Below are 25,181 nucleotides of genomic sequence, written 5' to 3' on the forward strand. Positions count from 1 at the left end.
TTTACTGCACCGGGACGATGCCGCCGTTCGATTTACCGTTGTTATCGCGTTTCACTTCTGTCAGTTCATCGCCTTTGTCATTACGCAGATGCACTTCTAGTTGGTTGAAGGCGATGTTAATGCCATTTTCACGGCACAGACGATCGATGGTCCGATTCAGTTCATCAACCGTATAACTACGATCGCGCAGTTCGCGCACATACAGGCGCAATTCATGATCCAGCGTGCTGGCCCCGAAGGTAGTGAAGAACACGGTCGGTTCAGGATCGTGCATCACTTTCGGATGTTCATGAGCAGCTTTCAGTAAGATTTCACGCACTTTATCCAGATCCGATCCGTAAGCTACGCCAAGGCGGATAACCACGCGCGTGATGGTGTCGGACAGCGACCAGTTGATCAAACGTTCGGTCACAAAGGCTTTGTTCGGGATGATCACTTCTTTCCTGTCGAAGTCAGTGATGGTGGTGGCACGAATACGAATCTTGCTGACGCTGCCCGAGAAGGTGCCGATGGTTACGGTATCGCCGATACGCACCGGGCGCTCAAACAGGATAATCAAACCGGAAACAAAGTTACCGAATATCTCCTGCAAACCGAAGCCCAGGCCGACTGATAACGCCGCTGCCAGCCATTGCAATTTATCCCACGACACACCGAGCGAACCAAAGATGGTCATCGCACCAGCGCCAATAATCACATAATTAAGAATGGTAGTGATGGCGTAAGAAGCGCCCTGGCGCATCTTCAGACGCGAGAGCACCAACACTTCCAGCAAACCCGGTAAGTTGCGTATCAGTACCCAGGCAATGGCGAAGGCAATCACCGCAAATAACAAGCTGCCCATGGTGACGTTTTTCACCACCGCGGCCCCCGCTTCAGTGCCGTTGTAGCTCCAAAGCTGGATGCTGTCGAGATAACCGAATACCCCAAACAAGTCTGACCAAATGGTGTAGAAGAAGATGGCAAATAGCGCAAACAGCGCAATGATCGCCAGGCGCATGGTTTGCTGGTTGATTTGATCCAGAGCCAACGGCGGTTCTTCTACCGGCTCGCCCCCTTCAGCCCCCTCTCTCACCAGGTTTTCACGGCGCAACACGGCGCGACGATAAGCCATACGGCGCGCCGTCACACTTAGCCCACGCAGTACGGTCTGGTAAACCAGATTCCAGATAAGCACCAGGTAGATGGTTTCAATCCAGCGGCCGGCAAGGCGCAACGTGGTATAGAAGTACCCCATCGCCGTCAGCACAATTAACACCGCAGGCACCACCCCCATCACCGTAACGGTAAAGAGCTGCATAGTATGGTTATTTTTGTTGCGCCAGTTTTCACGGCACATTGGGAAGACAAATGCGGTGATCAGCAACAGGTTGAAGAAGATTAGCAACTGACCAAACGCATCTTCCACGAGGTGCAGCGGCGAACGCTCGCCCAACACCGACCAAAACAGCAACGGCATGAGTGCAAAGCCAATGCGCACTAATTGGCGGCGATAATGGCTACACAGTTGTGGGGGCATATTAAAGTGGCGAACCGCAACACCATCGCTCGACAACACTTTGTAGGTCAGGCCAAAAACAATCCAGAACAGGGAAAGCTTTTTACAAAACGCCAGTATCGATTCGCTGATATTCAGGTCAATGCCAGCAAATACTAAGCCGATGGCATAGATGATAAGCGCCCCCGGTAAGACTTTCACCAGGGTCAACGCAATGGCTTTCGGGGTCAGCATTTGGCTGTCGTTACGCAGTTGCCCCACTCGACTTGCCTGCTTCTCCAGATAGCGGTCGATTGCTTTAAAGCGCCAGCGAATCACCCCTGCCAACAGCAATGCGGGAATCATCAACAAGAGAATCGCGAGAATTTTAAACGAGCTTTCCGCTCCATTAAAATTGATATGGCTGTTTTTAAACTGATCGCGTAACGAAGAAGGCAACGATTTCAGCCAGTCCCAGTCCATCGGTTTATTACTGGTGACCCAAAAAATCTGCTCGGTCAGAATTTGGTCGAGGGATTTGGTCACGTTTTGCAATTGCTGTTTATTATTCTGCAGGTTGATTGCCAGCATTAGCTGCATGCCGAGCTGTTTATTCAACTGGTCGAGTAATTCGCGGCGCGTATCCAGAACCTGTAACAGTGCATCGTGAACGTCAGGCGTGACTTCAGCGCTGTGCCCTTCTTCAATTTTCGCCACCATTTCGTCAGGCTGGAATAGCGCGTCACGCTGCTGATTGATATCAAACTGCTCGAGGCGAATATCCGCAATACGGTTGGTCAGGTCTTCTGTGTCTTCCGCTGAAGGCATGTTCTGTTGTTGCTGCTGATACAAAATGCGCGATAACAGCAAGCTGCCTTTCAGGACGGCGATTTGCTCTTTCAGATTGCGTTCCGATTGCACCGCACGATCCAGCGTGTTTTTGATGCGGATACTCGGCGGCACCATCTCATTGGCTCGCTCGGTGGCATCGATCAACCGCTGACTTAATTGGTGGTTAATATCCAGCTCTTGTTTCACCAACGGGTTTTGCTGAATTTTAACCGTGTCTTCGGAGTCGATGGCTTCTTGCGCGGTCTGCTGGGTTAGCGTCAGACGCTTGCTGCTGACTGCCTTTTGTAACAGCTGCAGCGTGTGTTCCATCTGGTTGATATGGGCGTTGGTGTAATCACGTTGTTTTTGCAGGGTATCTTGCAACAGCGTGTTGCCTTTCAGGCTGTCACGTTGCTGGTCGAGTTGCGCATTCAGTAACGCCTGCTGCGCCAGTAATAAGGTTTGCTGGCTGGGGCGTAATTCTGCTGCACCGGGTGCGACACCATTCAGCCGGTTCCGGATGGTTTCGAGTTGCGCCGACGCGGCCATCATCGCATTCTGCACACGTTCTGGCTGCGTTTGCAGCGAAATCAGTTGGCTGTTCCAGGTGGCTAAATCGCTCTGTGAATTCTGTAAATCCGTCATCAAATCATTCAGGCGAGATTCGAGCTGGCGTAAGTTCAGCGCTTCAATTTCGGCCTCTTCATTAGCCTGGTTATCTCGCTGATTCTTTATCTCATTTAAAGCATCGGTGGCTTTGCGCAGCGTTTTTGGTGCTTCAGTGATCTGCTGATGCAGTTTTGCCGCTTCATCCTTGACCCGGTCAATTTTGTCCAACACCTCAAGTGTTTCATTGAGATCTTGCTGGGTGAGTTTGTCATTAGGTGACAGCGTCTTTTGCTTATTAAGCGCAGTTAGCTGGTTTTGAATTTCATCGCGGCTCGGGAGATCGCTGCTGTTATTTTTCGCCCAAACTGGCTGCGCCAGCAGGCAAAACAGGCTCATAAAAGCGATAAGTAAAAACCGTGCAGATAAGCGACGCGAATACAGTGAACACAAGAGTTGCGGCATAGTTTGACAGTGTTTGAGAACAGGCCGAAAGGATGGCGAGTTAAAGACGAAATACGAGCGCTCAGATTAGCACGTCTTGTCAAAAAATCCTTGGTCAACTCGCTTCGGAATTGCCCTAATAAGCATATTTTTAGTGTGGAGTATTTCTCAGGGTTGGGCAGGTCTGAAACATTTCTATCAAAATAGCGATGTAGTCTTCGGCCTGGCCGTGGAGATCAAAGCTATCTGGCGCAACCAGCCAATTTTCGATGAGGCCAGTGATATAACTGCGCATCAGAATAACCGCGACAGGGATACGTAAACCCTTTGGCAACATTTCTGCATCAATACAACGCTGCAAACTGCTCTCGATTCTTTCGTTTCCTTCGAGATGAAGTTTGCGTCTGGCCTGTTGTAATACCGCAAGTTCTCCAACAAATTCACATTTATGGAAGATGATTTCCGTCATTAAACGACGACGTTCTTCAGTGACAGTTGCTTGTAATATGTAAATTAATAACTCTCTTACAACAGAAAGTGGATCGTCAGGAAATTTTGCCTGATACTCAGTCTCTAAATCACCAATACTGGATTCAGTTAGCTCCCAGATTTCATTAAACAAATCCGACTTATTTTTGAAATGCCAATAAATTGCACCACGGGTGACGCCTGCCGCTTTAGCAATATCTGCCAGCGAAGTTGATGAAACACCGTGTTGAGAAAACAAGCGGATTGCCACATCAAGAAGATGCTGACGAGTCTCAAGAGCTTGTTGTTTGGTTTTTCGTGCCATAAGTGGGTGAAAGTAAGGTGGTTAGATTTACATACATTTGTGAATGTATGTACCATAGCACGACGATAATATAAACGCAGCAATGGGTTTGTGGACATTTGATCCATTGAACAACTTTGAAATCGGACACTCGAGGTTTACATATGAACAAAAACAGAGGGTTTACGCCTCTGGCGGCCGTTCTGATGCTTTCAGGCAGCTTAGTGCTTACAGGATGTAATGACAAAGATACACAAAAGAGTGCGCCGCATACCCCTGAAGTGGGTGTCGTCACGCTAAAAAGTGCTCCTTTGCAGATAACCACAGAGCTTCCAGGCCGTACAAGTGCTTATCGTATTGCAGAAGTTCGCCCGCAAGTCAGTGGCATCATTCTGAAACGTAACTTCGTAGAGGGAAGTGAAATTCAGGCTGGTGTGTCGCTGTACCAAATTGACCCGGCCACCTATCAGGCCGCATATGACAGCGCCAAAGGCGACCTCGCGAAAGCACAGGCGAGTGCAAATATTGCTCAGCTGACGCTGAAACGTTATGCGAAGCTTTTGGGTACTAAGTACATCAGTCAACAAGACTACGACACCGCTCTTGCCGATTCTCAACAGGCAAATGCGGCAGTTGTTGCTGCTAAAGCCGCTGTTGAATCTGCACGCATTAACCTGGCTTATACCAAAGTGACTTCACCAATTAGTGGTCGCATCGGTAAGTCTTCTGTTACTGAAGGCGCGCTGGTAACGGGAGCCCAGGCCACCGCTATGGCGACCGTCCAACAGCTTGATCCTATCTACGTGGATGTCACCCAGTCCAGCAACGATTTCTTGCGCCTTAAGCAAGAGTTAGCTGACGGCAAACTGAAACAAGAAAACGGTAAAGCGAAAGTCAAATTAGTCACTAACGACGGTATTACATTCCCGCAAGAAGGCTCTTTAGAGTTTTCTGATGTGACAGTTGACCAGAGCACCGGCTCTATCACTCTGCGTGCCATCTTCCCTAACCCAGATAAAACGCTGCTTCCGGGCATGTTTGTCCGCGCACAACTGGAAGAAGGTACTAATCCAAACGCACTGCTCGTTCCGCAACAAGGTGTCACTCGTACACCGCGTGGTGATGCTTCCGCCCTGGTCATTGGCAAAGATGACAAAGTAGAAGTTCGCGATATCACAGCAGCTCAGGCTATCGGCGATAAATGGCTGGTTACCAGTGGGTTGAAGGATGGCGATCGCGTAATTGTGACCGGTTTGCAAAAAGTGAAACCCGGTGTTCAGGTGAAAGCGCAGGAAGTAGCGGCAGATGATAAAGGTCAGAATCAAGCAGCCGCTGGCACTCAGTCTGAACAAACGAAGTCTTAACTTAAACAGGAGACGTTAAGACATGGCTAAGTTTTTTATCGATCGCCCGATTTTTGCCTGGGTAATCGCCATCATTATTATGTTGGCGGGCGGGCTTGCGATCATGAAATTGCCTATCGCGCAATATCCAACCATTGCGCCACCGGCGATTTCGATCTCAGCAAACTATCCAGGTGCAGATGCGAAGACGGTACAGGATACCGTGACACAGGTTATCGAACAGAACATGAACGGTATCGACAACCTGCTGTACATGTCCTCTTCCAGTGATTCCTCTGGTTCTGTCACCATCACCATTACCTTTGATTCTGGTACTGACGCGGATATCGCCCAGGTACAGGTTCAGAACAAACTGCAACTTGCGATGCCGCTACTTCCTCAAGAAGTACAGCAACAAGGTGTTAGCGTTGAGAAGTCTTCCAGTAACTTCCTGATGGTTCTCGGTTTGATCAACACCGATGGCTCCATGACCCAGGAAGATATTTCGGACTACGTTGGCGCAACCATTAAAGACCCTATCAGCCGTACTCGTGGTGTCGGTGATGTTCAGCTGTTTGGTGCTCAGTACGCGATGCGTATCTGGATGGATCCGAACAAACTGAACAACTACCAACTCACGCCGGTCGATATTATCAATGCTATTAAAGCGCAGAACGCCCAGGTAGCAGCAGGTCAGTTAGGTGGTACGCCACCGGTTAAAGGTCAGCAACTTAACGCCTCTATCATTGCTCAGACCCGTTTGAAATCTGCCGATGAGTTCAGCAAAATTCTGCTGAAAGTGAATCAAGATGGCTCACGAGTTCTGCTCAAAGATGTGGCAAAAGTTGAGTTGGGCGGCGAGAACTATAACGTTGTTGCACGTTACAACGGCCAACCGGCTTCTGGTTTAGGTATCAAACTGGCAACCGGTGCTAACGCACTGGATACAGCTGATGCGGTACGTGCCACTGTGGCAAAACTGCAGCCATTTTTCCCGGCTGGCCTAAAAGTGGTTTATCCGTATGACACCACGCCATTCGTTAAAATCTCTATCAAAGAGGTAGTCAAAACTCTCGTTGAAGCCATCGTGCTGGTGTTCCTGGTAATGTATCTGTTCTTACAGAACTTCCGCGCCACATTGATTCCAACGATTGCCGTGCCGGTGGTACTGCTGGGGACGTTCGCTATCCTTTCCATCTTTGGCTATTCGATAAACACCCTAACGATGTTCGGGATGGTGCTTGCGATAGGCCTGTTGGTTGATGACGCCATCGTGGTAGTAGAAAACGTTGAGCGTGTGATGGTGGAAGAAGGGTTGCCACCGAAAGAAGCCACACGCAAATCGATGGAGCAGATTCAGGGCGCTCTGGTCGGGATCGCGATGGTTCTGTCAGCGGTATTTATACCGATGGCATTCTTCGGCGGTTCTACAGGGGCAATCTATCGTCAGTTCTCCATTACCATCGTATCGGCAATGGTGCTTTCTGTACTGGTAGCACTGATTCTGACACCAGCACTCTGCGCCACTTTGCTCAAGCCGGTCGCTAAAGGTGAAAGCCATGCGAAGAAAGGCTTCTTCGGCTGGTTTAACAACATGTTCGATAAGAGCACGCATCATTATACCGACAGTGTCGGTAACATCTTGCGTAGCACCGGTCGTTACCTGGTGTTGTATCTGCTGATTGTGGTGGGTATGGCGTTCCTGTTTGTTCGTCTGCCAAGTTCCTTCTTGCCAGAAGAAGACCAGGGCGTATTCCTGACTATGGCTCAGTTGCCTGCAGGTGCGACACAAGAACGTACCCAAGCCGTTCTTGATGAGGTGAGCAAGTATTACCTCGAAAAAGAGAAAGACAACGTTAACTCGGTATTTACCGTTAACGGCTTTGGCTTCTCAGGCCAGGGGCAGAACACCGGTCTGGCATTCGTTTCCTTGAAAGATTGGGATGAGCGCCCTGGTGAAGAGAACAAGGTTCCGGCGATTGCTGCTCGCGCCAGTGCCCAATTCTCGAAAATCAAAGATGCCATCGTGTTCGCATTTAACCTGCCAGCGATCGTAGAACTGGGTACCGCAACGGGCTTCGACTTCCAGTTGATTGACCAGGCGAACCTTGGACACGAAAAACTGACTCAGGCGCGTAACCAGTTGTTTGGTGAAGTCGCTAAACACTCAGACCTGTTAGTGGGCGTGCGTCCAAACGGTCTGGAAGATACGCCGCAGTTTAAAGTCGATATCGACCAGGAAAAAGCGCAAGCATTGGGCGTTTCTATCAGCGACATCAACACCACTCTGGGTGCTGCATGGGGCGGTAGTTACGTAAACGACTTCATCGACCGTGGTCGTGTGAAGAAAGTTTACCTGATGGCTGATGCTCCATTCCGTATGCTACCAAGCGATATCAACGACTGGTATGTGCGCGGTTCTACCGGCCAGATGGTACCGTTCTCTGCGTTCTCTACCGCGCACTGGGAATACGGTTCACCACGTCTGGAACGTTACAATGGCTTGCCTTCCATGGAAATCCTTGGTCAGGCGGCGCCAGGTAAGAGTACCGGTGAAGCGATGAACATGATGGAAGAACTGGCGAGCAAATTGCCAACCGGTATCGGCTACGACTGGACGGGTATGTCTTATCAGGAGCGTTTGTCTGGTAACCAGGCCCCTGCCCTGTATGCGATTTCCTTGATAGTGGTATTCCTGTGTCTGGCAGCACTGTATGAGAGCTGGTCAATTCCGTTCTCGGTCATGCTGGTTGTTCCATTGGGTGTTGTCGGTGCACTGCTGGCCGCCACATTACGTGGGCTGACTAACGACGTATACTTCCAGGTAGGCCTGCTGACAACCATTGGTTTGTCGGCGAAGAACGCGATACTTATCGTAGAATTCGCCAAAGACTTGATGGAGAAAGAAGGCAAAGGCTTGATTGAAGCTACGCTTGAAGCGGTGCGTATGCGTCTGCGTCCAATTCTGATGACATCACTGGCGTTTATCCTCGGGGTAATGCCGCTGGTCATCAGCTCCGGTGCAGGTTCCGGTGCGCAGAACGCCGTAGGTACTGGTGTAATGGGCGGGATGGTGACTGCAACTGTTCTGGCTATCTTCTTCGTACCTGTGTTCTTCGTGGTAGTACGCCGTCGCTTCAGCCGTAAGACTGAAGACCTCGAGCACGCTCACCCGGTTGAGCACCACAAGTAAGTCTTAGACTGCAAGTACAAGGCCGCGCAAGCGGCCTTTTTTATATCTGTGCCCCATCCTCATTTGCTATATTATTAAATATCGAAAATGCTGACTCTGGCCCTGAGTAGGTTTCAAAGTGTTGCCGTTCAGGAGATGTTTCATTCGAATATCATGACAAAATATTTCCCAAACTGACTGGTGAATTTGTAAATACGGATTCATACTTATTTATTAGGAACATTCCTAGTCGATTTTTTATTTACACCTGCCCGCGAGCTATTACAGCAACAGGAGATTAACCTGTTGAAAGCAAACTGTTTTCTTAAGTACCCTTTTAGGATAATTTATAAGACATTGCTTTTAAAAAACGTGAAACTCTTTATAAACATTACGTTAGGGTAAACACATTTGCTACAAATGTAATTTTTCGTAATAGTGAAAGGAAATCTACTGCAGATTGATTTATAGTGAAAGTATATGGAATAATCGTTGTTATTGATCCCCACCTCATCCAGGTGTGTCCACCCCAACGCGTAGTGTTTATCAATTTTCTTCGATAAAAGGGGCTGCATTATGGACGAATACTCACCAAAACGGCATGATATTGCGCAGCTTAAATTTCTCTGCGAAAACCTGTATCATGACTGCCTTACCAACCTTGGCGAGAGTAATCATGGTTGGGTTAATGATCCTACTTCGGCCATTAACTTGCAGTTGAATGAATTGATTGAGCACATAGCTGCCTTCGCACTTAATTACAAAATTAAGTATGATGATGAGAGTAAATTGATTGAACAAATTGACGAATATTTGGACGATACCTTTATGCTGTTCAGCAACTACGGCATCAATGCACACGATTTGCAGAAATGGCGTAAGTCCGGGAATCGATTATTCCGATGTTTCGTCACAGAGAGCCGCGCTAACCCTGTAAGCCTCTCCTTTTAAAAATATTACAAGATGTATAAGGTGATTTCATGACTACTAAACCATTAACTAAGACTGATTATTTGATGCGTCTGCGACGCTGCCAAACAATTGAGACCTTAGAACGTGTAATTGAAAAAAATAAATACGAATTATCAGATAATGAATTGGCGGTATTTTATTCAGCTGCCGACCACCGACTTGCTGAACTCACCATGAATAAGCTTTACGATAAAATACCACCCTCTGTATGGACATTTATCCGCTAATACCTCGTAATTGTTATTAGGTTCATGGTTTAAACAGTTAACTGCTGAATGCGTCAGTCGCGGTTCATTGTTAGTGATTGTTGATTACCAGCTTTGCAATGTGATTAAAATCACAAAAAGAAACAACATTTTCATCAATAACAACCTCATCGCTTACGGTAACCGCTGTTCTGTCTATTTAATTGAGGCATCGCGATGAGTGAAGAGAAACAGAAAATGATTGCCGGCGAGCTTTATCGCCCTGGTGACCCACAACTTCGTGACGATAGTATTAAAGCGCGTCATTTGATTTACCGTTTTAATCACACCGAACCCGATGAACAAGCTGTGCGTGCACAATTGCTTGAACAACTGTTGGGCCAAAGTCTGAATGCTTATATTGAGCCAACGTTTCGCTGTGACTATGGTTACAATATTTTTCTCGGCAAAAACTTCTACGCCAATTTTGACTGCGTCATTCTCGATGTTTGCCCGGTTCACATTGGCGAAAACTGCATGTTGGCGCCAGGCGTTCATATCTATACTGCAACACACCCGCTGGATGCTGAAACACGCAACAGTGGCGTTGAGTTTGGCAAACCCGTTACGATTGGTGATAACGTCTGGATTGGCGGACGTGCGGTCATCAATCCCGGTGTCACCATCGGTGATAACGTGGTGATTGGCTCGGGTTCTGTCGTCACGAAAGACATTCCAGCCAACTCAGTGGTTGCAGGAAACCCGGCACGAGTGATTAAAACGGTTCCCGTCATCGGCCACTAACTGTTATGGTTTTTTTTGGCATAACTGTTACTTTTTTACCCGTACAGGGCTTCTTAAAATAACAGTTCTCTGCCCGTAACGTTTCCGTTCAGAAGGCTCATCATGACCGAAATTCAGCGCCTGCTCACCGATACTATCGAGCAACTTAATGCCGAAGAAAAACGCGATAACCGTCCGCGTTTTAGCATCAGCTTCATTCGCAAACACCCGGGGTTGTTTATCGGCATGTGGATAGGCTGGTTTGCCACACTGTGGGTGATGCTGGAATCAGATACTCTGGCAGGCTCGGTCTGGTTACTGGTGGTGCTATTTGCGCTACTTAATGGTTTCTTCTTTTTTGATGTGAACCCCCGTTATCGCTACGACGATATCGATGTACTGGATTTACGCGTTTGTTACAACGGCGAGTGGTACAACACGCGCAATGTCCCGTCGACATTGATTGATAAAATCCTGCATTCCCCTGGTGTTGACGAACAACAAAAATCTTTACTGCATAAAATGGTTGCCACAAAAGGCGAACTCTCTTTTTACGATATCTTCTCTCTTGGGCGTTCGTAACCCTCTCATTAAGAAAGAAAGGGGCCAAAGCCCCTTGTTTTAACGCCGTTTTTTCCCGCCCTGCACCGCTTTAAAACGCGGATTACTTTTGCAAATCACATACAGCCGTCCTTTGCGTTTCACAATCTGGCAATCCGGATGACGCTGCTTTGCGCTGCGTAATGAATTCAAAACCTGCATAAATCTACGCCTAATAAATTATGTTATAACATAACAATAAATGACGAATAAAAAGAATGCAACTCTGTTTTGTTGGCATTGCTGAATTTCGCAAAAGCTTAGAACCCGGCACAGCCATAACTTAGAAGATAACAATATTGGGCGGCACGACGCGCTTACGGCAATGTAATTTCCATGTACTCCACCTCAGTCAGAAGGGTTAAACCATGAATCAGCGCTGTCGTTGTGAAAATTATTGTTGGGACAAAAAATCAGAGTTTGTCGGGAAAACATTTGTCTTACGCGGAGTTCATTATGAGCAACACAACGACCCAGGCCTTGCCAATACTCGATCTCCTGGCCCTTAACGGCACCGCGACAGATCGAGCCGCATTTCTTGAACAACTGCGCCATGCCGCGCGTGACATCGGTTTCTTCTACCTGATCAATCACGGCATCAGCCCAGAATTGCAACAGGCTGTCCAGGATGAAGCGCAGCAGTTTTTCGCTTTGCCCGCAGCTGAAAAACAAAAAGTGGCGATGATCCACTCCCCTCATTTTCGTGGTTACAACCGTGCTGCCAGCGAATTAACTCGTGGCAAACCGGACTGGCGCGAACAGTTTGATATCGGCGCAGAACGCCCGGCGCTGGCAATTCATGAAGATCAGCCAGGCTGGCTGCGCTTACAAGGCCCAAATTTGTGGCCAGAATCGTTGCCTTCTCTAAAACCTACCCTGTTGCAATTTCAGCGTGAAATGACGGCGGTGGCACTCAAGCTGCTGCGTACTTTTGCGCAGGCGTTACAACTGCCGGCCAACAGTTTCGATAACCTGTACGGCCATCAACCCAACGAACACATCAAACTGATTCGTTATCCAGGCCAACAAGCAACGGAAGGCAATCAGGGTGTCGGTGCGCATAAAGATTCAGGCTTCCTGAGCTTCCTGTTGCAGGACCAGCAGCAAGGTTTGCAGGTCGAAGTCTCACCAGATAACTGGATAGATGCCGCCCCATTGCCAGGCAGTTTTGTGGTGAACATCGGCGAGTTGCTGGAACTGGCAACCAACGGCTATTTACGCGCCACGGTTCATCGGGTGGTTTCCCCATTACCTGGGCTGGAACGTCAGTCGATTGCCTTTTTCCTCGGCGCGCAGTTAGACGCTGTCGTGCCCGTTTATGCTCTGCCACCCGAACTCGCTCAACAAGCTCATGGGCCAGAAAGTGACCCAGACAACCCGTTGCTGCGCGATGTCGGCTGGAATTATCTCAAAGGTCGCCTGCGGTCGCATCCCGACGTGGCGGAACGTTATTACCCGGATGTCTTGCGTAACAGCAGTGAACTCATCGCTTAAACCTTAAAGGAAAACACCATGAAAAATGCCTCTTTTAAACTGGCAGGGATCGCGCTGTCTTTGACTCTGGCCTTCAGCGCTCACGCAGCAGAAACTTTGCGCATCGCCGCTGACGCAGTACCGCATGCCGAGATCCTCGCTTTTGTGCAGAAGCTCGATCCGAATTTAAAACTCAAAGTGGTTGAGTTGAGTAACGGTGTGAATGCCAACGAATTGCTGGCAAACGGGGATGTGGATGCCAACTATTTCCAGCACGTTCCTTATTTGCGCGATCAGGAAAAAGCGCTGGGTAAAAAATTCACCGTCGCCGCAACCGTGCATATCGAGCCGCTCGGTATCTATTCACACAAATATAAAGACCTGAAGTCGGTGCCGGAAAACGCCACCATTGCCCTGCCGAACAACGTCACCAACTTGAGTCGCGCACTCTATTTGTTACAGGACAAAGGGCTGATTACGCTGAAGCCGGAATTTAAAGATGCCGCGCAAAACCAGGCCACACCGCGTGATATCGCCAGTAATCCGAAGAAGCTGAAGATCGTCGAGATCGAAGCCCCGCAACTGCCGCGTTCGCTCGATGATGTTGATCTGGCGGTGATTAATGGCAACTACGCGCTGGAAGCCGGGTTAACGCCGTCGAAAGACGCACTGGGTCTGGAAAGCGCCACGCATAATCCTTACGCCAATATTCTGGTTACCAACCCAAATCTGGCTAACGATCCGCGCATCAAAGAGCTGGCGAAAGATCTGCAATCCCCACAAGTTGCTGACTTTATTCGCAAACAGTTCAATGGCTCAGTCATCCCTGTCGCTACTCCGCAATCATGATTACCGTTGAGCGGCTGAGCAAAGTGTATGCCGGAGGAGGCCAACCGGCACTGGATGATGTCTCGCTGACTGTGCCAGACGGTGCAATCTACGGCATTCTCGGGCGCAGTGGCGCGGGGAAAAGCACCTTGATCCGCTGTCTCAATTTACTGGAGCGGCCCACTTCGGGCCGTATTCTGATGCAGGGCGTGGACATTACCACGCTCAATAACCGCGAATTGCGCACCCATCGCCAGCGTACCGGAATGGTATTCCAGCACTTCAACCTGATTCATGCGCGTAATGTCGCGGACAACATTGCCGTACCGCTGGAAATCGCCGGGCAACCGCGTGAGGTGCGCCAGAAACGCATTATCGAGTTGCTTGAATTAGTTGGGCTGAGCGATAAAGCCCAGGCTTTTCCGTCGCAGCTTTCCGGCGGGCAGAAGCAGCGCGTAGGCATCGCTCGTGCCCTGGCCGCGCATCCTGATGTGCTGCTTTGTGATGAAGCCACCAGCGCATTAGATAGCGAAACCACCACTTCCGTACTGGCGCTGCTGATGGATATCAACCGTAAACTGGGCGTCACGATTGTGCTGATTACCCATCAACTGGAAGTGGTGAAAGCAATATGCGATCACGCGGCACTACTGGAAAACGGCAAATTAGTGGAAAGCGGTTCGTTATCTGAATTGCTGGCAACCCCCTATTCCCGCCTGCGCCAGGCGCTATTACCTGGCGACGCTGCGGAACAAGCATTTTTACGCCGTATTGGAGTGTCAGGGAGAGTGTTATGCGAAGTCGCCTAGCCTGGGAAGATTTGTGGCCTTTATTGCTCGATGGCACGCTCGATACGTTATATATGGTCGGCCTTGCCGCGCTTTTCACCGTGATTATCGGTTTGCCGCTGGGCGTGTTGCTGTTTCTCACCCGTCGTGACGGCGTGCTACCGGCACCGGTTTTGAATCAGGTTATTGGCAGCGTGGTGAATGTTGGGCGTTCACTGCCGTTCATTGTGCTGTTGATTGCCTTAATCCCATTCACCCGCATTATCATCGGCACTACGTTGGGCAGCACGGCAGCGGTGGTTCCCATCACCATTGGTGCGTTTCCATTTTTTGCCCGAGTAGTGGAAAACGCCCTGGATGAAGTCGATAAAGGCCGTATTGAAGCCATTTTGTCGATGGGTGGAAATGTCTGGCATATCGTCGGCAAAGTGCTGCTACCCGAAGCGCTACCGGCCATTCTGGCGGGGATTACGCTCACCGTGGTGATGCTGATTGGCTTTTCCTCGATGGCAGGTGTGATTGGCGGTGGCGGTCTGGGAGATCTGGCGATTCGTTACGGTTACCAGCGTTTTAACGACCAGGTGATGGTCGGCACGGTGGTGATTTTAGTGGTGATGGTACAGCTTGTACAAAGTATTGGTGACCGCCTGGTGCGCCGTCTCGCGCACCGGCGGTAAAGCGTCGGATGACGCTAACGCTTATCCGACCGACAAGACACATAGGTCGGATAAGCGCCTGTTTTCAGTTCTTCTCGCGCACCAGTAAAGTTGTCAGCGTAAACGACAGTCCCAATGCCAGCGCCACGCCCATCAACGCAAAGATAAAGTACGGGCCGATGTACGCCGGCAAACTGAAAATGCTCGACAAAATATAGCCATACAAACGCACACCGAAGAAAGCAATGAATGCCGAAGCGAGGGAGCTGGCAACCGTGGCGGCAATAAACGCTTTCTTGTAGCGAGTCAGTACACCAAACAGTGCCGGTTCAGTGATACCCAGCAGCGCGGAAATTGCCGCTGGCAGAACCACTGCACGTTCTTCACGGGATTTGCTCTGCTTCCAGATGGCAAACGTGGAACCGGCAATCGCCATATTGGCCATGAACATCATTGGCATCAGCATGTCGTAGCCGCGATCGGTAAAGTTTTGCAGTGCGATTGGCGTCATGGCGTGGTGCATACCGGTCAGAATAGCCACCGGACGAATCGCCCCTACGACTAATCCGGCAAAGCTCGCCGACACCCCAAATAGCCCTTCAATAAACCACGCCAACCCTTTGCCAAGATAAATCCCCAGCGGCCCAATCACCACCAGCGCCACTAACGCCGCAAGGAACAGGGTGAGCGTCGGGGTAAACACCGTTTTCAGCACATCCGGCATGATTTTATCCACCCAGCGATGGATGTAACTTAATGCCAGAACCGAAAAAATCACCGGAATCACGCTTGAGGCGTAGTTGAACACCGAAACGGGGATCACATTCAGGAAGTAAAACGCACCGACCGCATCAGGTGCGTGGCCCGCCAGTGCTTTGGCGGCTTCAATCAGCGATGGATACATAAAGCATGCCGCGACAGCCGCAGCCAGGTATTCATTGGTCTTGAAGATTCGCGCCGCGGAGATGGCCAAAAAGAACGGTAAAAAGTAGAACACGCCACTGGCGATTAAATCGATAACGATCACCGTGTCGCTTTTCGCCGAAACCACTTTCAAGGCAATCAAACCCGCCAGCAGGCCTTTAATCATCCCGGCACCGGCAATGGCGGGAACAATCGGGCCAAACACGCCCGACACGGTATCCATAAACATTGACACCAGGCTTTTTCGCGCTTTCTTCGCGTGGGTTGGTGAAGTTTGTTCAGGAGTGGAGCCAAGCTCGTGGGTCAGTTGTTCATACCAACTGTTGACCTGCGGGCCAATAATTATCTGGAATTGATCGCTCTGAATCTGCGCCCCTAAAACACCAGGGATTTTTTTAATCCCGGACTGATCAATTTTATTCTCGTCAATCAGAGAGAAGCGCAAGCGCGTCATACAGTGCCAGGCTTTACTAATATTATCCGCCCCACCAATCAGGTGAATAATATTATTAATGGCATCACGGGTCCCCATCTGTCACTCCCCAAAAAATTGCTTATTGTTATGTGTTGAATGCCCATGATGGTAGGGAATCGCAACCACTAAAACAAACCAATAAACTTTGAACAACATCACAATTAGCCTATACAAAAGCCATGAAACCACCTAAAGAGACAAATTGGTACGGTTTTTATGTTCACCTGACACCTTTTCCTGACCAATAAAAATAAGCAAAAAAAATGATTTACCCGCAGTCAAAAATAGGGTGATAGTAAAAAGCAGAAGCCTTAAACCTGAAAAGCCAATGTACGTATTTAAAACGCATTGCGGAGTCATCTTGTGCAGCCAACCATTATTGAAAATATCGAATGTTTTATTACCCGCCCCGACCGTCACAACCTGGTCACAGTGCGAGTTACCACCAATAAGGGTGTGACCGGCCACGGCTGTGCCACCTTCCAGCAACGCCCGCTGGCCGTGAAAACCATGGTCGATGAATACCTCAAACCACTGCTTATCGGGCGCGATGCCAATAATATCGAAGACTTATGGCAGATGATGACCGTCAACGCTTACTGGCGTAACGGCCCGGTCATCAACAACGCTATTGCCGGTGTGGATATGGCACTTTGGGATATCAAAGGCCAGCTTGCCGGAATGCCGCTATACCAATTGCTGGGCGGAAAATCGAAAGACGCTATCGCCGCTTACAGCCACGCCGCCAGTGAAACCCTGGAAGGGTTGTATCTGGAAGTGGACAAACTGCTGGCGCAAGGTTACCGCTACATTCGCTGCCAGTTAGGTTTCTACGGTGGCACGCCGCAAGGTTTGCATGCCACTCGTGAGCCAACGCCTGGCGCCTATTACGATCAGGACGAATACATGGCGAATACCGTGGCGATGTTCAAAGCGCTGCGCGAGAAGTACGGCAACCAGTTCCATATTCTTCACGATGTGCATGAACGTTTATTCCCGCAGCAAGCGGTGCAGCTGGCAAAAGCGCTTGAGCCTTATCAACCGTGGTTTATCGAAGATATTCTGCCACCGCAACAAAGTGCCTGGTTAGAGCAAGTCCGCGCGCATTCATCAGTGCCGCTGGCAATGGGCGAATTGTTTAATAACCCGGCTGAATGGCATGATTTGATTGTGAATCGGCGCATCGATTTTATTCGCTGCCACGTTTCACAAATTGGCGGGATAACTCCAGCGTTGAAACTCGCCATTCTTTGCCAGGCATTTGGTGTGCGTCTGGCCTGGCATGGCCCATCTGACATGACGCCAATCGGCGTGGCGGTGAATACCCATTTAAATATTCACCTGCACAATGCGGCGATTCAGGAATTTATTCCGAATAAACCGAATACCGAAGCGGTGTTCCCCGGCGCGCCAGTTGCAGAGCGCGGTTATATTTATCCGCTTGAAAAGCCGGGCATTGGCGTCGGTTTCGATCAACAAAAAGCGGAAGCCTTCCCGGTGGAATATCGCCCACACGAGTGGACGCAAAGTCGCTTGCCTAATGGGGCGATTCACACGCCTTGAGTGCCCTGCCGATACGCTAAATTGTCATGGTTATAGGGGATGACGTAGGTGCAGGAATAGTTGATGTCGATGATGTCGCTGATTTCAAAAACGCACCCCCCTTCCAGAATGCCCCGGTTGATGATGTGCATCGCCGGGATACCTTTTTTACATTCCAGTAAGGCCGCCTGTTCTTTGCTAACCGCCACCGCCTGATAACTGGTTAGCAGGTGAGAAATTCGCAACCCCTTGCTCAGCACATATTGTTGAATCGAGCGTTCAATCACTTGCTGGTTTAAATCAGGGAAATCCTGTACCGGCATACGCGAAATCTCGATTTGTACCTTTTGATTATCGACATATCGCAAGCGGCAAAACTGCCAGATGTAGTCATTTTCACCCACACCAAAAACTTGCTGCTCTTCGCGATTAGGTAATTTCTTATGCAGATTCACCATGCGAAACGCCATCTGATCAAAACGCTTTTCGGTGATGGAGTTATAGACCAGCGGGTTATTACGGGCCTGTGGGTTAATCCAAATTCCAGATCCCTGGACAATTTCCACGACCCCAATACTCACCAGTTTTTCCAGCGCTTTGCGAATAGTAAAACGCGAAACATCATATTCCATGGCAAGCTGGCGTTCAGGGGGTAATTTGCGTCGCTGTGAATCATTATGTTGATAAATCTTGCTCAACAAATCCTGAATAACAAACTCTTTTTTCTTCATTTTATGCTCACCAGATGCTCGCATCTCAAGACTCCATGCCCACTCAGCATGAAAACATAACATCCCTCATTCATGTGAGATAGACTAACCTCTTCTATGAAAAACCATTATAAAAACGAAATTTCTCACGGGGTCTAAAAGAATGACATCCCGAAAGCTTATTAGCCTGGTCAGTGGCATACTTATTTTGGCGGTTTTGCTGCCTATTTTGTTAAGCATTTATCTTGCTCATCGTAATGCCGAGCAAGTTTTTCATAACGAACTGGGAGAGTTTGCCGATCACGCCTTGTACCGCACCGGCAATGTTATCGAGCAGGCTGTTGCTGCTGTTGATGATATTAACCTCAATAAAGACAATACCTGCTCTCCGGCTCATGCGGAGGCCATGCATCGCATCGCCCTTGAATATCGCTATGTGCAAGAAGTGATATTTCAAAAGGATGACCATCTTCTGTGTAGTTCGCTGGAGTTATTCAGCCACGGTGAAACCCTGGGTAAACCCGAACATTCTGGTAGTTATGGCTTTAATGCATGGTATACCACGCCACCGCTGCCAGGCTTTAAACGCAAGATGATCTATATTGGCAAGTTCTCTCATGTTGCCTTAGTTGACCCGATGTCCTTTATTGACGTACTACCATTTGGTAAATACACGCTAAATATTGCCATGGTCGGTCTGGCTAAACAGAGAATAATTGCCAGCAATAGTCACTATATTCCAGACGCGTGGCGTGAACCGCTGAAACAAGGTGTAGAGGAATTTCAAAGCGAGAACGATTTTTATGTTATCCGTCGCAATCCAGAAACTGGCCTGGCCATGGTGGCCTGGGCTTCACTGGAGCCGCTGAATACGGTTTGGTATGAGCAACTATTGATTTGGCTACCCGTCGGTTTAGTGATTAGTCTTCTTGCGGGTACATTCTTAATTCGTGTTCTGCGCCGGTTATTATCACCACGTAACCGCTTGATGGACGCCATTAAAAACCGTGAAATTAGCGTGGTATATCAACCTATTGTCCATCTTCAAAGCGGTGAAAGCGTTGGTGCTGAAGCATTAATTCGCTGGAAGCAGCAAGATGGTTCAATGCTGAATCCTGATGCGTTTATTCCGCTGGCGGAACAAACCGGGCTGGTCACGCAATTAACTGAACAAGTCATTGAGCTTATTTTCCTCGAGCTTGGCGAGTGGCTTAGCCAAAACCCAGACCACCATATTTCGGTTAATCTGGGCGTGCGCGACGCAAGAAGTCTACATATTCTTGAAGTCATTACCCCTTATCTAAGTCGTTATTCCGTTAAACCAGAGCAAATTGCACTTGAAATTACCGAGCGGGGTTTTGCCGATCCGAAAGTGACAGCACCGATTCTTGCGCAATATCGCAAAGCGGGCCATGCCATTTATATTGATGATTTCGGTACTGGTTACTCGAGTCTCAGTTATTTGCAGGATCTCGATGTCGATATCATTAAAATAGATAAGTCGTTTGTCGATGCGCTGGAATATAAAAACGTCACGCCACATATCATTGAAATGGCCAATACTCTGGGGGTTTTAATGGTGGCCGAAGGTATTGAAACCCCCGCTCAGGCCTCGTGGTTACGCCAGCAGGGTGTGCAGTACGGGCAAGGTTGGTTGTACAGTAGAGCGCTGCCGAAAGAGGAGTTTATTGCCTGGGTGGCGAACTATCACGCCAGGGCAACGAAGCGCTCTTGACGCCAGATCAGGCTACCTGGCCTGGCGTCATCCACCCTTTTTTACTCGTCAAGCAGTGGTGCAAAGCCACCATATATCATGCGCTTGCCATCAAATGGCATTGACTCACCAAACTCTTTCATCCGTGGGTCAGACATCATTTTGGCATTTGCTTGATCGCGAACTTCTTTGGAAGGATATTCAATCCAGCTGAAAACCACTTCTTCTTTCTCTTCAGCTTTCACCGCCATACGAAAATCAGTGAGTTTGCCATCGGGCACATCGTCAGCCCAACATTCTACTACGCGTAACGCACCAAACTCTTTGAATAGCGGCGCCGCTTTCGCGGCCATTTGCTTATACGCATCTTTATTTGCTGCCGGTACAGCAACAACGAAACCATCAACATAATGCATGGTGAACCTCCACGGTGTGGTGAAGACGGGTAGATGTTTTCCACCCGTGATGATTGCGATTGATAAGTTTAGTCGTTGAGAATGAAAACTGCTTACTCAGAGTTTGAGTAGCATTTCATATTGCGTAATGGGGTCTTGACGGTAGCCGCAGCTCAGGAAAAGAGGAGACATTTGTTCAGGGATAGCCGCTGCAGTTGCAATACCTGGGAAGCGCTCACGCAATAACATCAGCAGCTTTTTCGCCAGCCCTTTGCCTCGCGCAGCCGGATCAACATACAGCATTCGTAACCTGAGGTATGGCGCCGTCACTACCATGGCGTAAGCGGCATCTTGCAGCGAAAATGCCTGGCCGGGTAATTTAAACAGCGTCTCCCCCCCGCTTAACCACGGCAAACGCAGGTGCGTATCGGCCATCATTTTTTTGGCAACCATCAGAGGATCGACTTCAGTTAATTCGTTGGTGGCAATAAAGCGCGCCGGGCTTGTAGCGTAAAATCCGACGAACGTATTCTGACGCACAAATCCCATACGCTCATACAGTGCCAGCCCACTGTCGTTACCGACGATGACTTCCAGCCACATGTTGCGGTCGCCACGCGCTTTCGCTTCATCAATTAATTGCTGCATGAATTGCCTGCCAAACCCCTGCCCACGCAGTTCAGGGCGAATAGCAAATGCGGCGAGGCGACAGGATTGGCCACGGCGACTGATGATCGCCAACGCTTTCGGCTCATCGTTTTGCATCCACACACGGCTATCATTGAGGCTCATATCTTCAGCGGCAAAACGCGAGGCAAAGGCCTTGCCGTCAATGGTGAAAGGGACTAAATACCCTTCAAAACAGTGAGATAAAATTTCTGCTAACTGATAGCTACTAAAATGTGCCGCCGCTTTGCTAATGACCGTGTTGTGCATCGTGACCTCAAACTGTCGGTTTTAGGTTTCAACATTAGGGTACTATTGTCGGTTCAACCAGTTTTTTCTCCCGTTGAATATGAATACGAAACCACGGCAAACAGAGTTGAATTAATGGGCCAATCGCCAGCGCGTATAACACCGTCCCGACGCCAAATGTGCCGCCCATCAACCATCCCGCCAGTAAAACCGTCAATTCGATGGCGGTGCGTACACTGCGCACCGACCAACCCGTTCGCGCGTTAATCCCGGTCATTAAGCCATCTCGTGGCCCTGAACCAAACCCAGCGCCGATGTACATCCCCGTGGCAATCGCATTCACCAGTATCGCTACCAACAGCAAAATACTGCGCGCCACCAGCGATTCAAGCGGCGGCATTAAGGCTAACGCGGCGTCAGCGGCCAACCCCAACACAATCACGTTGCTGATGGTCCCAAGCCCAGGTTTTTGGCGCAACGGGATCCACAGCAGCAGCACCAACGCGCCGACCACAATCATCACCATGCCAATATTAAGAGAGAAGATCCGCGCCACACCAAGGTGGAACACATTCCATGGATCGGCCCCTAAATTGGCTCGCACAAACATGGCGGTAGAAACACCGTATAGCACCAGGCCGGTATACAGTTGCAGCAAGCGACGAGCGATCATTATCTTCTCCTCAGAAATCTTTTGTGGCTTTACTTTCACGCAAAATGGATCTGATATTAAGGTCCAGTTAATACAAAGTGGATTGCTATGACACAGCGCAGAACCGGTTCATCATCGCTGACAAAATTGCTGGGAAACTGGCAACAGGATTTACCGCGCTCCCCGGTTTATCGCCAACTGGCGGATGGGCTACGGTTGCTGATTCTGGATGGACGCTTGCCGCTCGATTGCCGCCTGCCTGGCGAGCGAGAACTGGCAGCCGCACTCGGTATTAGCCGCACCACGGTCGCCACCGCGCTGGCTCAGTTGCGGGATGAAGGTTATCTGGCAAGCCGACAAGGTTCAGGTTCTGTCACCATGCTGCCGGAAGGGCGGCAAACCGTCTCTCCTCTTCCTGGCCGGGCGACCACATTAGATCTTTCCACTGCAGCACTCACTGCCGGGCCAGAAATTCATCAGGCCTATGCTCAGGCACTGATTGCCTTGCCAGAACATTTAGCGACGACCGGTTATAACCAGCAGGGTTTGCCTGAACTGCGTGAGATTATCGCGCAACGCTATGCCGCCCGCGGGCTGCCAACTGACGCCGATCAGATTATGATCGTCAACGGTGCGCTGAGTGGTTTTGGCTTGATCTTACGTTTGTTAACCGGCCCTGGCGACCGCGTGGTCATCGACCAGCCTACTTACCCGATGGCACTCGCCGCCATTAAAGGAGCGTCATGCCGTGCTGTTCCCGTTAGCCTGACACAACAAGGTTGGGACACTGAAGGAATGGCAGCCACCATTGCACAAACTTCGCCACGGCTGGCCTACTTGCTGGCCGATTTTCATAATCCTGTCGGCTGCTGTATGGATGCCACAACTCGTGCAACCATCGCTGATATTGCCGCCCGAACACGCACCACAATAGTGGTCGATGAAACCATGGCCGACCTGTGGTACGACGCCCCACCACCGCCACCACTGGCCGCTTTTGATGATGCCGACCGGGTGATTACGCTAGGTTCCGCCGGAAAAAGCTTCTGGGGTGGTTTGCGCCTCGGCTGGATACGCGCCAGTACACGCATCATTGCTTCGCTGATACAAATCCGCGATTCGCTGGATTTAGGCTCGCCAATCCTTGAGCAACTTGCCGCGATTAACCTGTTTAACGACGCTGAAAACTTTTTACCCCAACGCCGTGAAATTTTACGCCAGCGCAGAGATGCCTGCGGTGCAGCCATTAAAGAACTGTTTCCCGACTGGAAACTGACCGTGGTGCCACAAGGGGGATTATCGTGGTGGATTGAGTTGCCAAAACCATTGGCGACGGTGTTTGCCGCAAGTGCAGAATCGCAAGGCATCCGCATTGGCGCAGGGCCACGTTTTGGCATTGATGGCGCATTTGAACGCTATTTAAGAATGCCGTTTACGTTAGAAACCACGGAAATGCGCATCGCGCTGGAACGATTAAAACCGATTTGGGAGAGTGTTGCGCAAACAGGTAGTGAATATCTAAGAAGAACGGTGGTTTAGCAGACCCCAGAATTGGGTGGGGGCCCTGCCAGCTACATCCCGGCACACACGTCATCTGCTGCGGCTGCTTCCTTCCGGACCTGACCGAATTCACAAATTAGTGTTGCGGGAGAACCAACAGGGCCCCCATTGAGAGCGCTAGTTACCTAACGCGCTGGCGCATTATCCATGTTGCCCCCGGCAATTGCAAGCAAGGAGCGGTCAGGTGTTGCTTTCTTGCGCACCCCCAGTTTTTCTTTCTAGTTTAGTACACGACGATTATCCTTACCGGCATCCTGATTTGGAGTTTGCTATGGATAACAACGATTCATTCCCGCAGCGTGTTTATCAGATTATTGCCGCTATTCCTGAAGGTTGCGTCACCACATATGGCGATGTGGCGCGCCTGGCGGGTTCACCGCGTGCCGCACGACAAGTCGGAGGTGTTCTCAAGCGCTTACCTGAAGGCAGTAAATTACCGTGGCATCGCGTCGTGAATCGTCATGGCACGATTTCGCTGACCGGCCCGGATCTACAGCGCCAGCGGCAAGCTTTGCTATCAGAAGGGATTATGGTGTCTGGGGACGGGAAAATTGAGATGGAACGTTATCGCTGGAATTATTAATTAGCGCCTCCGTGAGGGGATTAGCCAGTTGTGTCGGATGACGCTGCGCTTATCCGACCTACGATATCAGCGTCAAGCGCCTCCGCAGAGGCGCTTATGTGCTTAGTATCAGTACTGCGTTGGCGCAGGAACGGTCGATACCGCACCACCGTTATCCTGGACTGGAACCGCCGTTTGCTGAACGGGCACCAGGGTCAGGTCTGCTTTGGTCCCACCGTTGTTAATGACCGGCTGAATGGTATCGGTGATAAACATCAGCTGATTGTTTACGGTGATCGCCGCACTCAAGATGATGCGAGCGTTAGGCTGAATATCCGCTGGGTTAAACGGCAACACAAAACTGAAAGGTGATTGCTTCCCTTCAGTACGGACCGCTCTTTGCGACAGCACTCTTGACGGAGCATCTGCCAAAGATGCGTCAGACAATGTCACCGTTAGCACCGCATCCGGCGGAAGCGCAATACGCTGACGAATCCAGACTGTCCCCGATACATTCGGCTGTTGAATATCAGATTGTGCTAATGCCGCCGCTGACGAAGTCGTCGCAGCTGGGGCTGGCGTTGGGATGTCAGCACTTTTGTTATGCGCGCATCCCGTCAACGCAACTGCCATGGCTAAACCACTTAACGTGTGCACAAGTTTCATTGATTTGTTCTCCTTTTATCAACGCACCAGCAGGCTTCAGGCCCACGAGTAATGAGTGGTTAAATATACTTATCATGCTAAGTGTGGCACAAACTTCTGACTTTTTCTGAAAACTAAGACATTTCGTCAGGTCGGG

23 protein-coding genes and 1 other RNA gene are annotated in these 25,181 nt (G+C 49.8%); 14 read left to right on the forward strand and 10 right to left on the reverse strand.

From position 1 onward, the window contains the following. Window position 1: 1 nt before the first annotated feature. Together mscK and acrR are read right to left on the reverse strand one after the other, a co-directional pair. Window positions 2-3,379, reverse strand: coding sequence for a mechanosensitive channel MscK (gene mscK / locus MNO13_RS18805; protein ID WP_273693556.1), 3,378 nt, complete (start codon window positions 3,377-3,379; stop codon window positions 2-4). A gap of 130 nt (window positions 3,380-3,509) precedes the next feature. Then, window positions 3,510-4,151 carry a multidrug efflux transporter transcriptional repressor AcrR gene (gene acrR / locus MNO13_RS18810; protein WP_237930174.1) on the reverse strand — a complete coding sequence of 214 codons (642 nt, stop codon included), beginning with the start codon at window positions 4,149-4,151 and terminating at the stop codon, window positions 3,510-3,512. A 143-nt stretch (window positions 4,152-4,294) separates the two neighbouring features. Here acrR and acrA point away from each other — a divergent pair, with 143 nt between their 5' ends. The 6 genes from acrA (at window position 4,295) to MNO13_RS18840 (ending at window position 11,167) form a co-directional block, all read left to right on the forward strand. Next, complete coding sequence (gene acrA, locus MNO13_RS18815) at window positions 4,295-5,494, forward strand: multidrug efflux RND transporter periplasmic adaptor subunit AcrA (RefSeq protein WP_064549066.1); 1,200 nt, start codon at window positions 4,295-4,297, stop codon at window positions 5,492-5,494. A gap of 22 nt (window positions 5,495-5,516) precedes the next feature. After that, complete coding sequence (gene acrB, locus MNO13_RS18820) at window positions 5,517-8,666, forward strand: multidrug efflux RND transporter permease subunit AcrB (protein ID WP_064549068.1); 3,150 nt, start codon at window positions 5,517-5,519, stop codon at window positions 8,664-8,666. A 555-nt stretch (window positions 8,667-9,221) separates the two neighbouring features. Beyond that, window positions 9,222-9,596: an Hha toxicity modulator TomB gene (tomB, locus tag MNO13_RS18825; protein WP_064549070.1), complete on the forward strand. Its 375-nt coding sequence runs from the start codon at window positions 9,222-9,224 to the stop codon at window positions 9,594-9,596. 29 nt (window positions 9,597-9,625) lie between these two features. After that, entirely contained in the window at window positions 9,626-9,844 is a 219-nt protein-coding gene (locus MNO13_RS18830; protein WP_064549071.1) for an HHA domain-containing protein, read from the forward strand. 195 nt (window positions 9,845-10,039) lie between these two features. Continuing rightward, window positions 10,040-10,606 carry a maltose O-acetyltransferase gene (maa, locus tag MNO13_RS18835; protein ID WP_064549075.1) on the forward strand — a complete coding sequence of 189 codons (567 nt, stop codon included), beginning with the start codon at window positions 10,040-10,042 and terminating at the stop codon, window positions 10,604-10,606. A gap of 102 nt (window positions 10,607-10,708) precedes the next feature. Continuing rightward, window positions 10,709-11,167 carry a YlaC family protein gene (locus MNO13_RS18840; protein WP_064549077.1) on the forward strand — a complete coding sequence of 153 codons (459 nt, stop codon included), beginning with the start codon at window positions 10,709-10,711 and terminating at the stop codon, window positions 11,165-11,167. Between the two features lie 39 nt (window positions 11,168-11,206). Here MNO13_RS18840 and ykgO read toward each other — a convergent pair whose 3' ends face one another. Further along, the gene (ykgO, locus tag MNO13_RS18845) at window positions 11,207-11,347 is read right to left on the reverse strand and encodes a type B 50S ribosomal protein L36 (protein ID WP_034458060.1); all 141 of its coding nucleotides are present in this window, start codon (window positions 11,345-11,347) and stop codon (window positions 11,207-11,209) included. Between the two features lie 294 nt (window positions 11,348-11,641). On the opposite strand from ykgO, the gene MNO13_RS18850 reads away from it, so the two are divergent. Genes MNO13_RS18850 through MNO13_RS18865 form a run of 4 tightly spaced genes read left to right on the forward strand, consistent with a single transcriptional unit; the run spans window position 11,642 to window position 14,951 of the window. Further along, a complete protein-coding gene (locus tag MNO13_RS18850; RefSeq protein ID WP_064549079.1) occupies window positions 11,642-12,679 on the forward strand; it encodes an isopenicillin N synthase family dioxygenase in 1,038 nt (345 codons plus the stop codon). Window positions 12,680-12,697: 18 nt separating this feature from the next. After that, window positions 12,698-13,507: a MetQ/NlpA family ABC transporter substrate-binding protein gene (locus MNO13_RS18855; RefSeq protein WP_064549081.1), complete on the forward strand. Its 810-nt coding sequence runs from the start codon at window positions 12,698-12,700 to the stop codon at window positions 13,505-13,507. Further along, window positions 13,504-14,295 (forward strand): methionine ABC transporter ATP-binding protein, encoded by a 792-nt coding sequence (locus MNO13_RS18860; protein ID WP_241939138.1) that lies wholly within the window; start codon window positions 13,504-13,506, stop codon window positions 14,293-14,295. The genes MNO13_RS18855 and MNO13_RS18860 overlap by 4 nt, the downstream gene beginning before the upstream one ends. Further along, window positions 14,280-14,951: a methionine ABC transporter permease gene (locus tag MNO13_RS18865; RefSeq protein ID WP_064549083.1), complete on the forward strand. Its 672-nt coding sequence runs from the start codon at window positions 14,280-14,282 to the stop codon at window positions 14,949-14,951. The genes MNO13_RS18860 and MNO13_RS18865 overlap by 16 nt, the downstream gene beginning before the upstream one ends. Before the next feature lie 64 nt (window positions 14,952-15,015). On the opposite strand, the gene MNO13_RS18870 is transcribed toward MNO13_RS18865, so the two are convergent. Next, a complete protein-coding gene (locus MNO13_RS18870; protein ID WP_064549085.1) occupies window positions 15,016-16,386 on the reverse strand; it encodes a PTS transporter subunit EIIC in 1,371 nt (456 codons plus the stop codon). A gap of 306 nt (window positions 16,387-16,692) precedes the next feature. Between MNO13_RS18870 and MNO13_RS18875 the strand changes: the two genes are divergently transcribed. Next, window positions 16,693-17,892 (forward strand): enolase C-terminal domain-like protein, encoded by a 1,200-nt coding sequence (locus tag MNO13_RS18875; RefSeq protein ID WP_064549087.1) that lies wholly within the window; start codon window positions 16,693-16,695, stop codon window positions 17,890-17,892. Here MNO13_RS18875 and MNO13_RS18880 read toward each other — a convergent pair. Beyond that, the gene (locus MNO13_RS18880; RefSeq protein ID WP_241940085.1) at window positions 17,880-18,602 is read right to left on the reverse strand and encodes a GntR family transcriptional regulator; all 723 of its coding nucleotides are present in this window, start codon (window positions 18,600-18,602) and stop codon (window positions 17,880-17,882) included. The genes MNO13_RS18875 and MNO13_RS18880 overlap by 13 nt on opposite strands. Before the next feature lie 142 nt (window positions 18,603-18,744). Between MNO13_RS18880 and MNO13_RS18885 the strand changes: the two genes are divergently transcribed. Then, window positions 18,745-20,316 carry an EAL domain-containing protein gene (locus MNO13_RS18885; RefSeq protein ID WP_121814208.1) on the forward strand — a complete coding sequence of 524 codons (1,572 nt, stop codon included), beginning with the start codon at window positions 18,745-18,747 and terminating at the stop codon, window positions 20,314-20,316. Window positions 20,317-20,357: 41 nt separating this feature from the next. On the opposite strand, the gene MNO13_RS18890 is transcribed toward MNO13_RS18885, so the two are convergent. From MNO13_RS18890 to yczE, 3 genes are all read right to left on the reverse strand, one after another. Further along, complete coding sequence (locus MNO13_RS18890; protein WP_064549091.1) at window positions 20,358-20,711, reverse strand: DUF1428 domain-containing protein; 354 nt, start codon at window positions 20,709-20,711, stop codon at window positions 20,358-20,360. A gap of 96 nt (window positions 20,712-20,807) precedes the next feature. Beyond that, window positions 20,808-21,626 (reverse strand): GNAT family N-acetyltransferase, encoded by an 819-nt coding sequence (locus MNO13_RS18895; protein ID WP_121814209.1) that lies wholly within the window; start codon window positions 21,624-21,626, stop codon window positions 20,808-20,810. Between the two features lie 34 nt (window positions 21,627-21,660). Next, window positions 21,661-22,275, reverse strand: coding sequence for a membrane protein YczE (gene yczE, locus MNO13_RS18900; RefSeq protein WP_241940086.1), 615 nt, complete (start codon window positions 22,273-22,275; stop codon window positions 21,661-21,663). A 90-nt stretch (window positions 22,276-22,365) separates the two neighbouring features. Between yczE and yczR the strand changes: the two genes are divergently transcribed. Continuing rightward, a complete protein-coding gene (gene yczR, locus MNO13_RS18905; RefSeq protein ID WP_241939139.1) occupies window positions 22,366-23,796 on the forward strand; it encodes a MocR-like transcription factor YczR in 1,431 nt (476 codons plus the stop codon). A gap of 23 nt (window positions 23,797-23,819) precedes the next feature. Here yczR and ffs read toward each other — a convergent pair. Then, window positions 23,820-23,916, reverse strand: an RNA gene (gene ffs, locus MNO13_RS18910) — signal recognition particle sRNA small type. A 172-nt stretch (window positions 23,917-24,088) separates the two neighbouring features. On the opposite strand from ffs, the gene MNO13_RS18915 reads away from it, so the two are divergent. Further along, on the forward strand, window positions 24,089-24,400 hold the full coding sequence (locus MNO13_RS18915; protein WP_064549097.1) for an MGMT family protein: 312 nt from the start codon (window positions 24,089-24,091) through the stop codon (window positions 24,398-24,400). 108 nt (window positions 24,401-24,508) lie between these two features. Here MNO13_RS18915 and MNO13_RS18920 read toward each other — a convergent pair whose 3' ends face one another. Further along, entirely contained in the window at window positions 24,509-25,045 is a 537-nt protein-coding gene (locus MNO13_RS18920) for a YbaY family lipoprotein (RefSeq protein ID WP_064549099.1), read from the reverse strand. Window positions 25,046-25,181 lie beyond the last annotated feature (136 nt).

The sequence above is a fragment of the Buttiauxella ferragutiae genome (assembly GCF_022637515.1).
GTDB lineage: Bacteria > Pseudomonadota > Gammaproteobacteria > Enterobacterales > Enterobacteriaceae > Buttiauxella > Buttiauxella ferragutiae.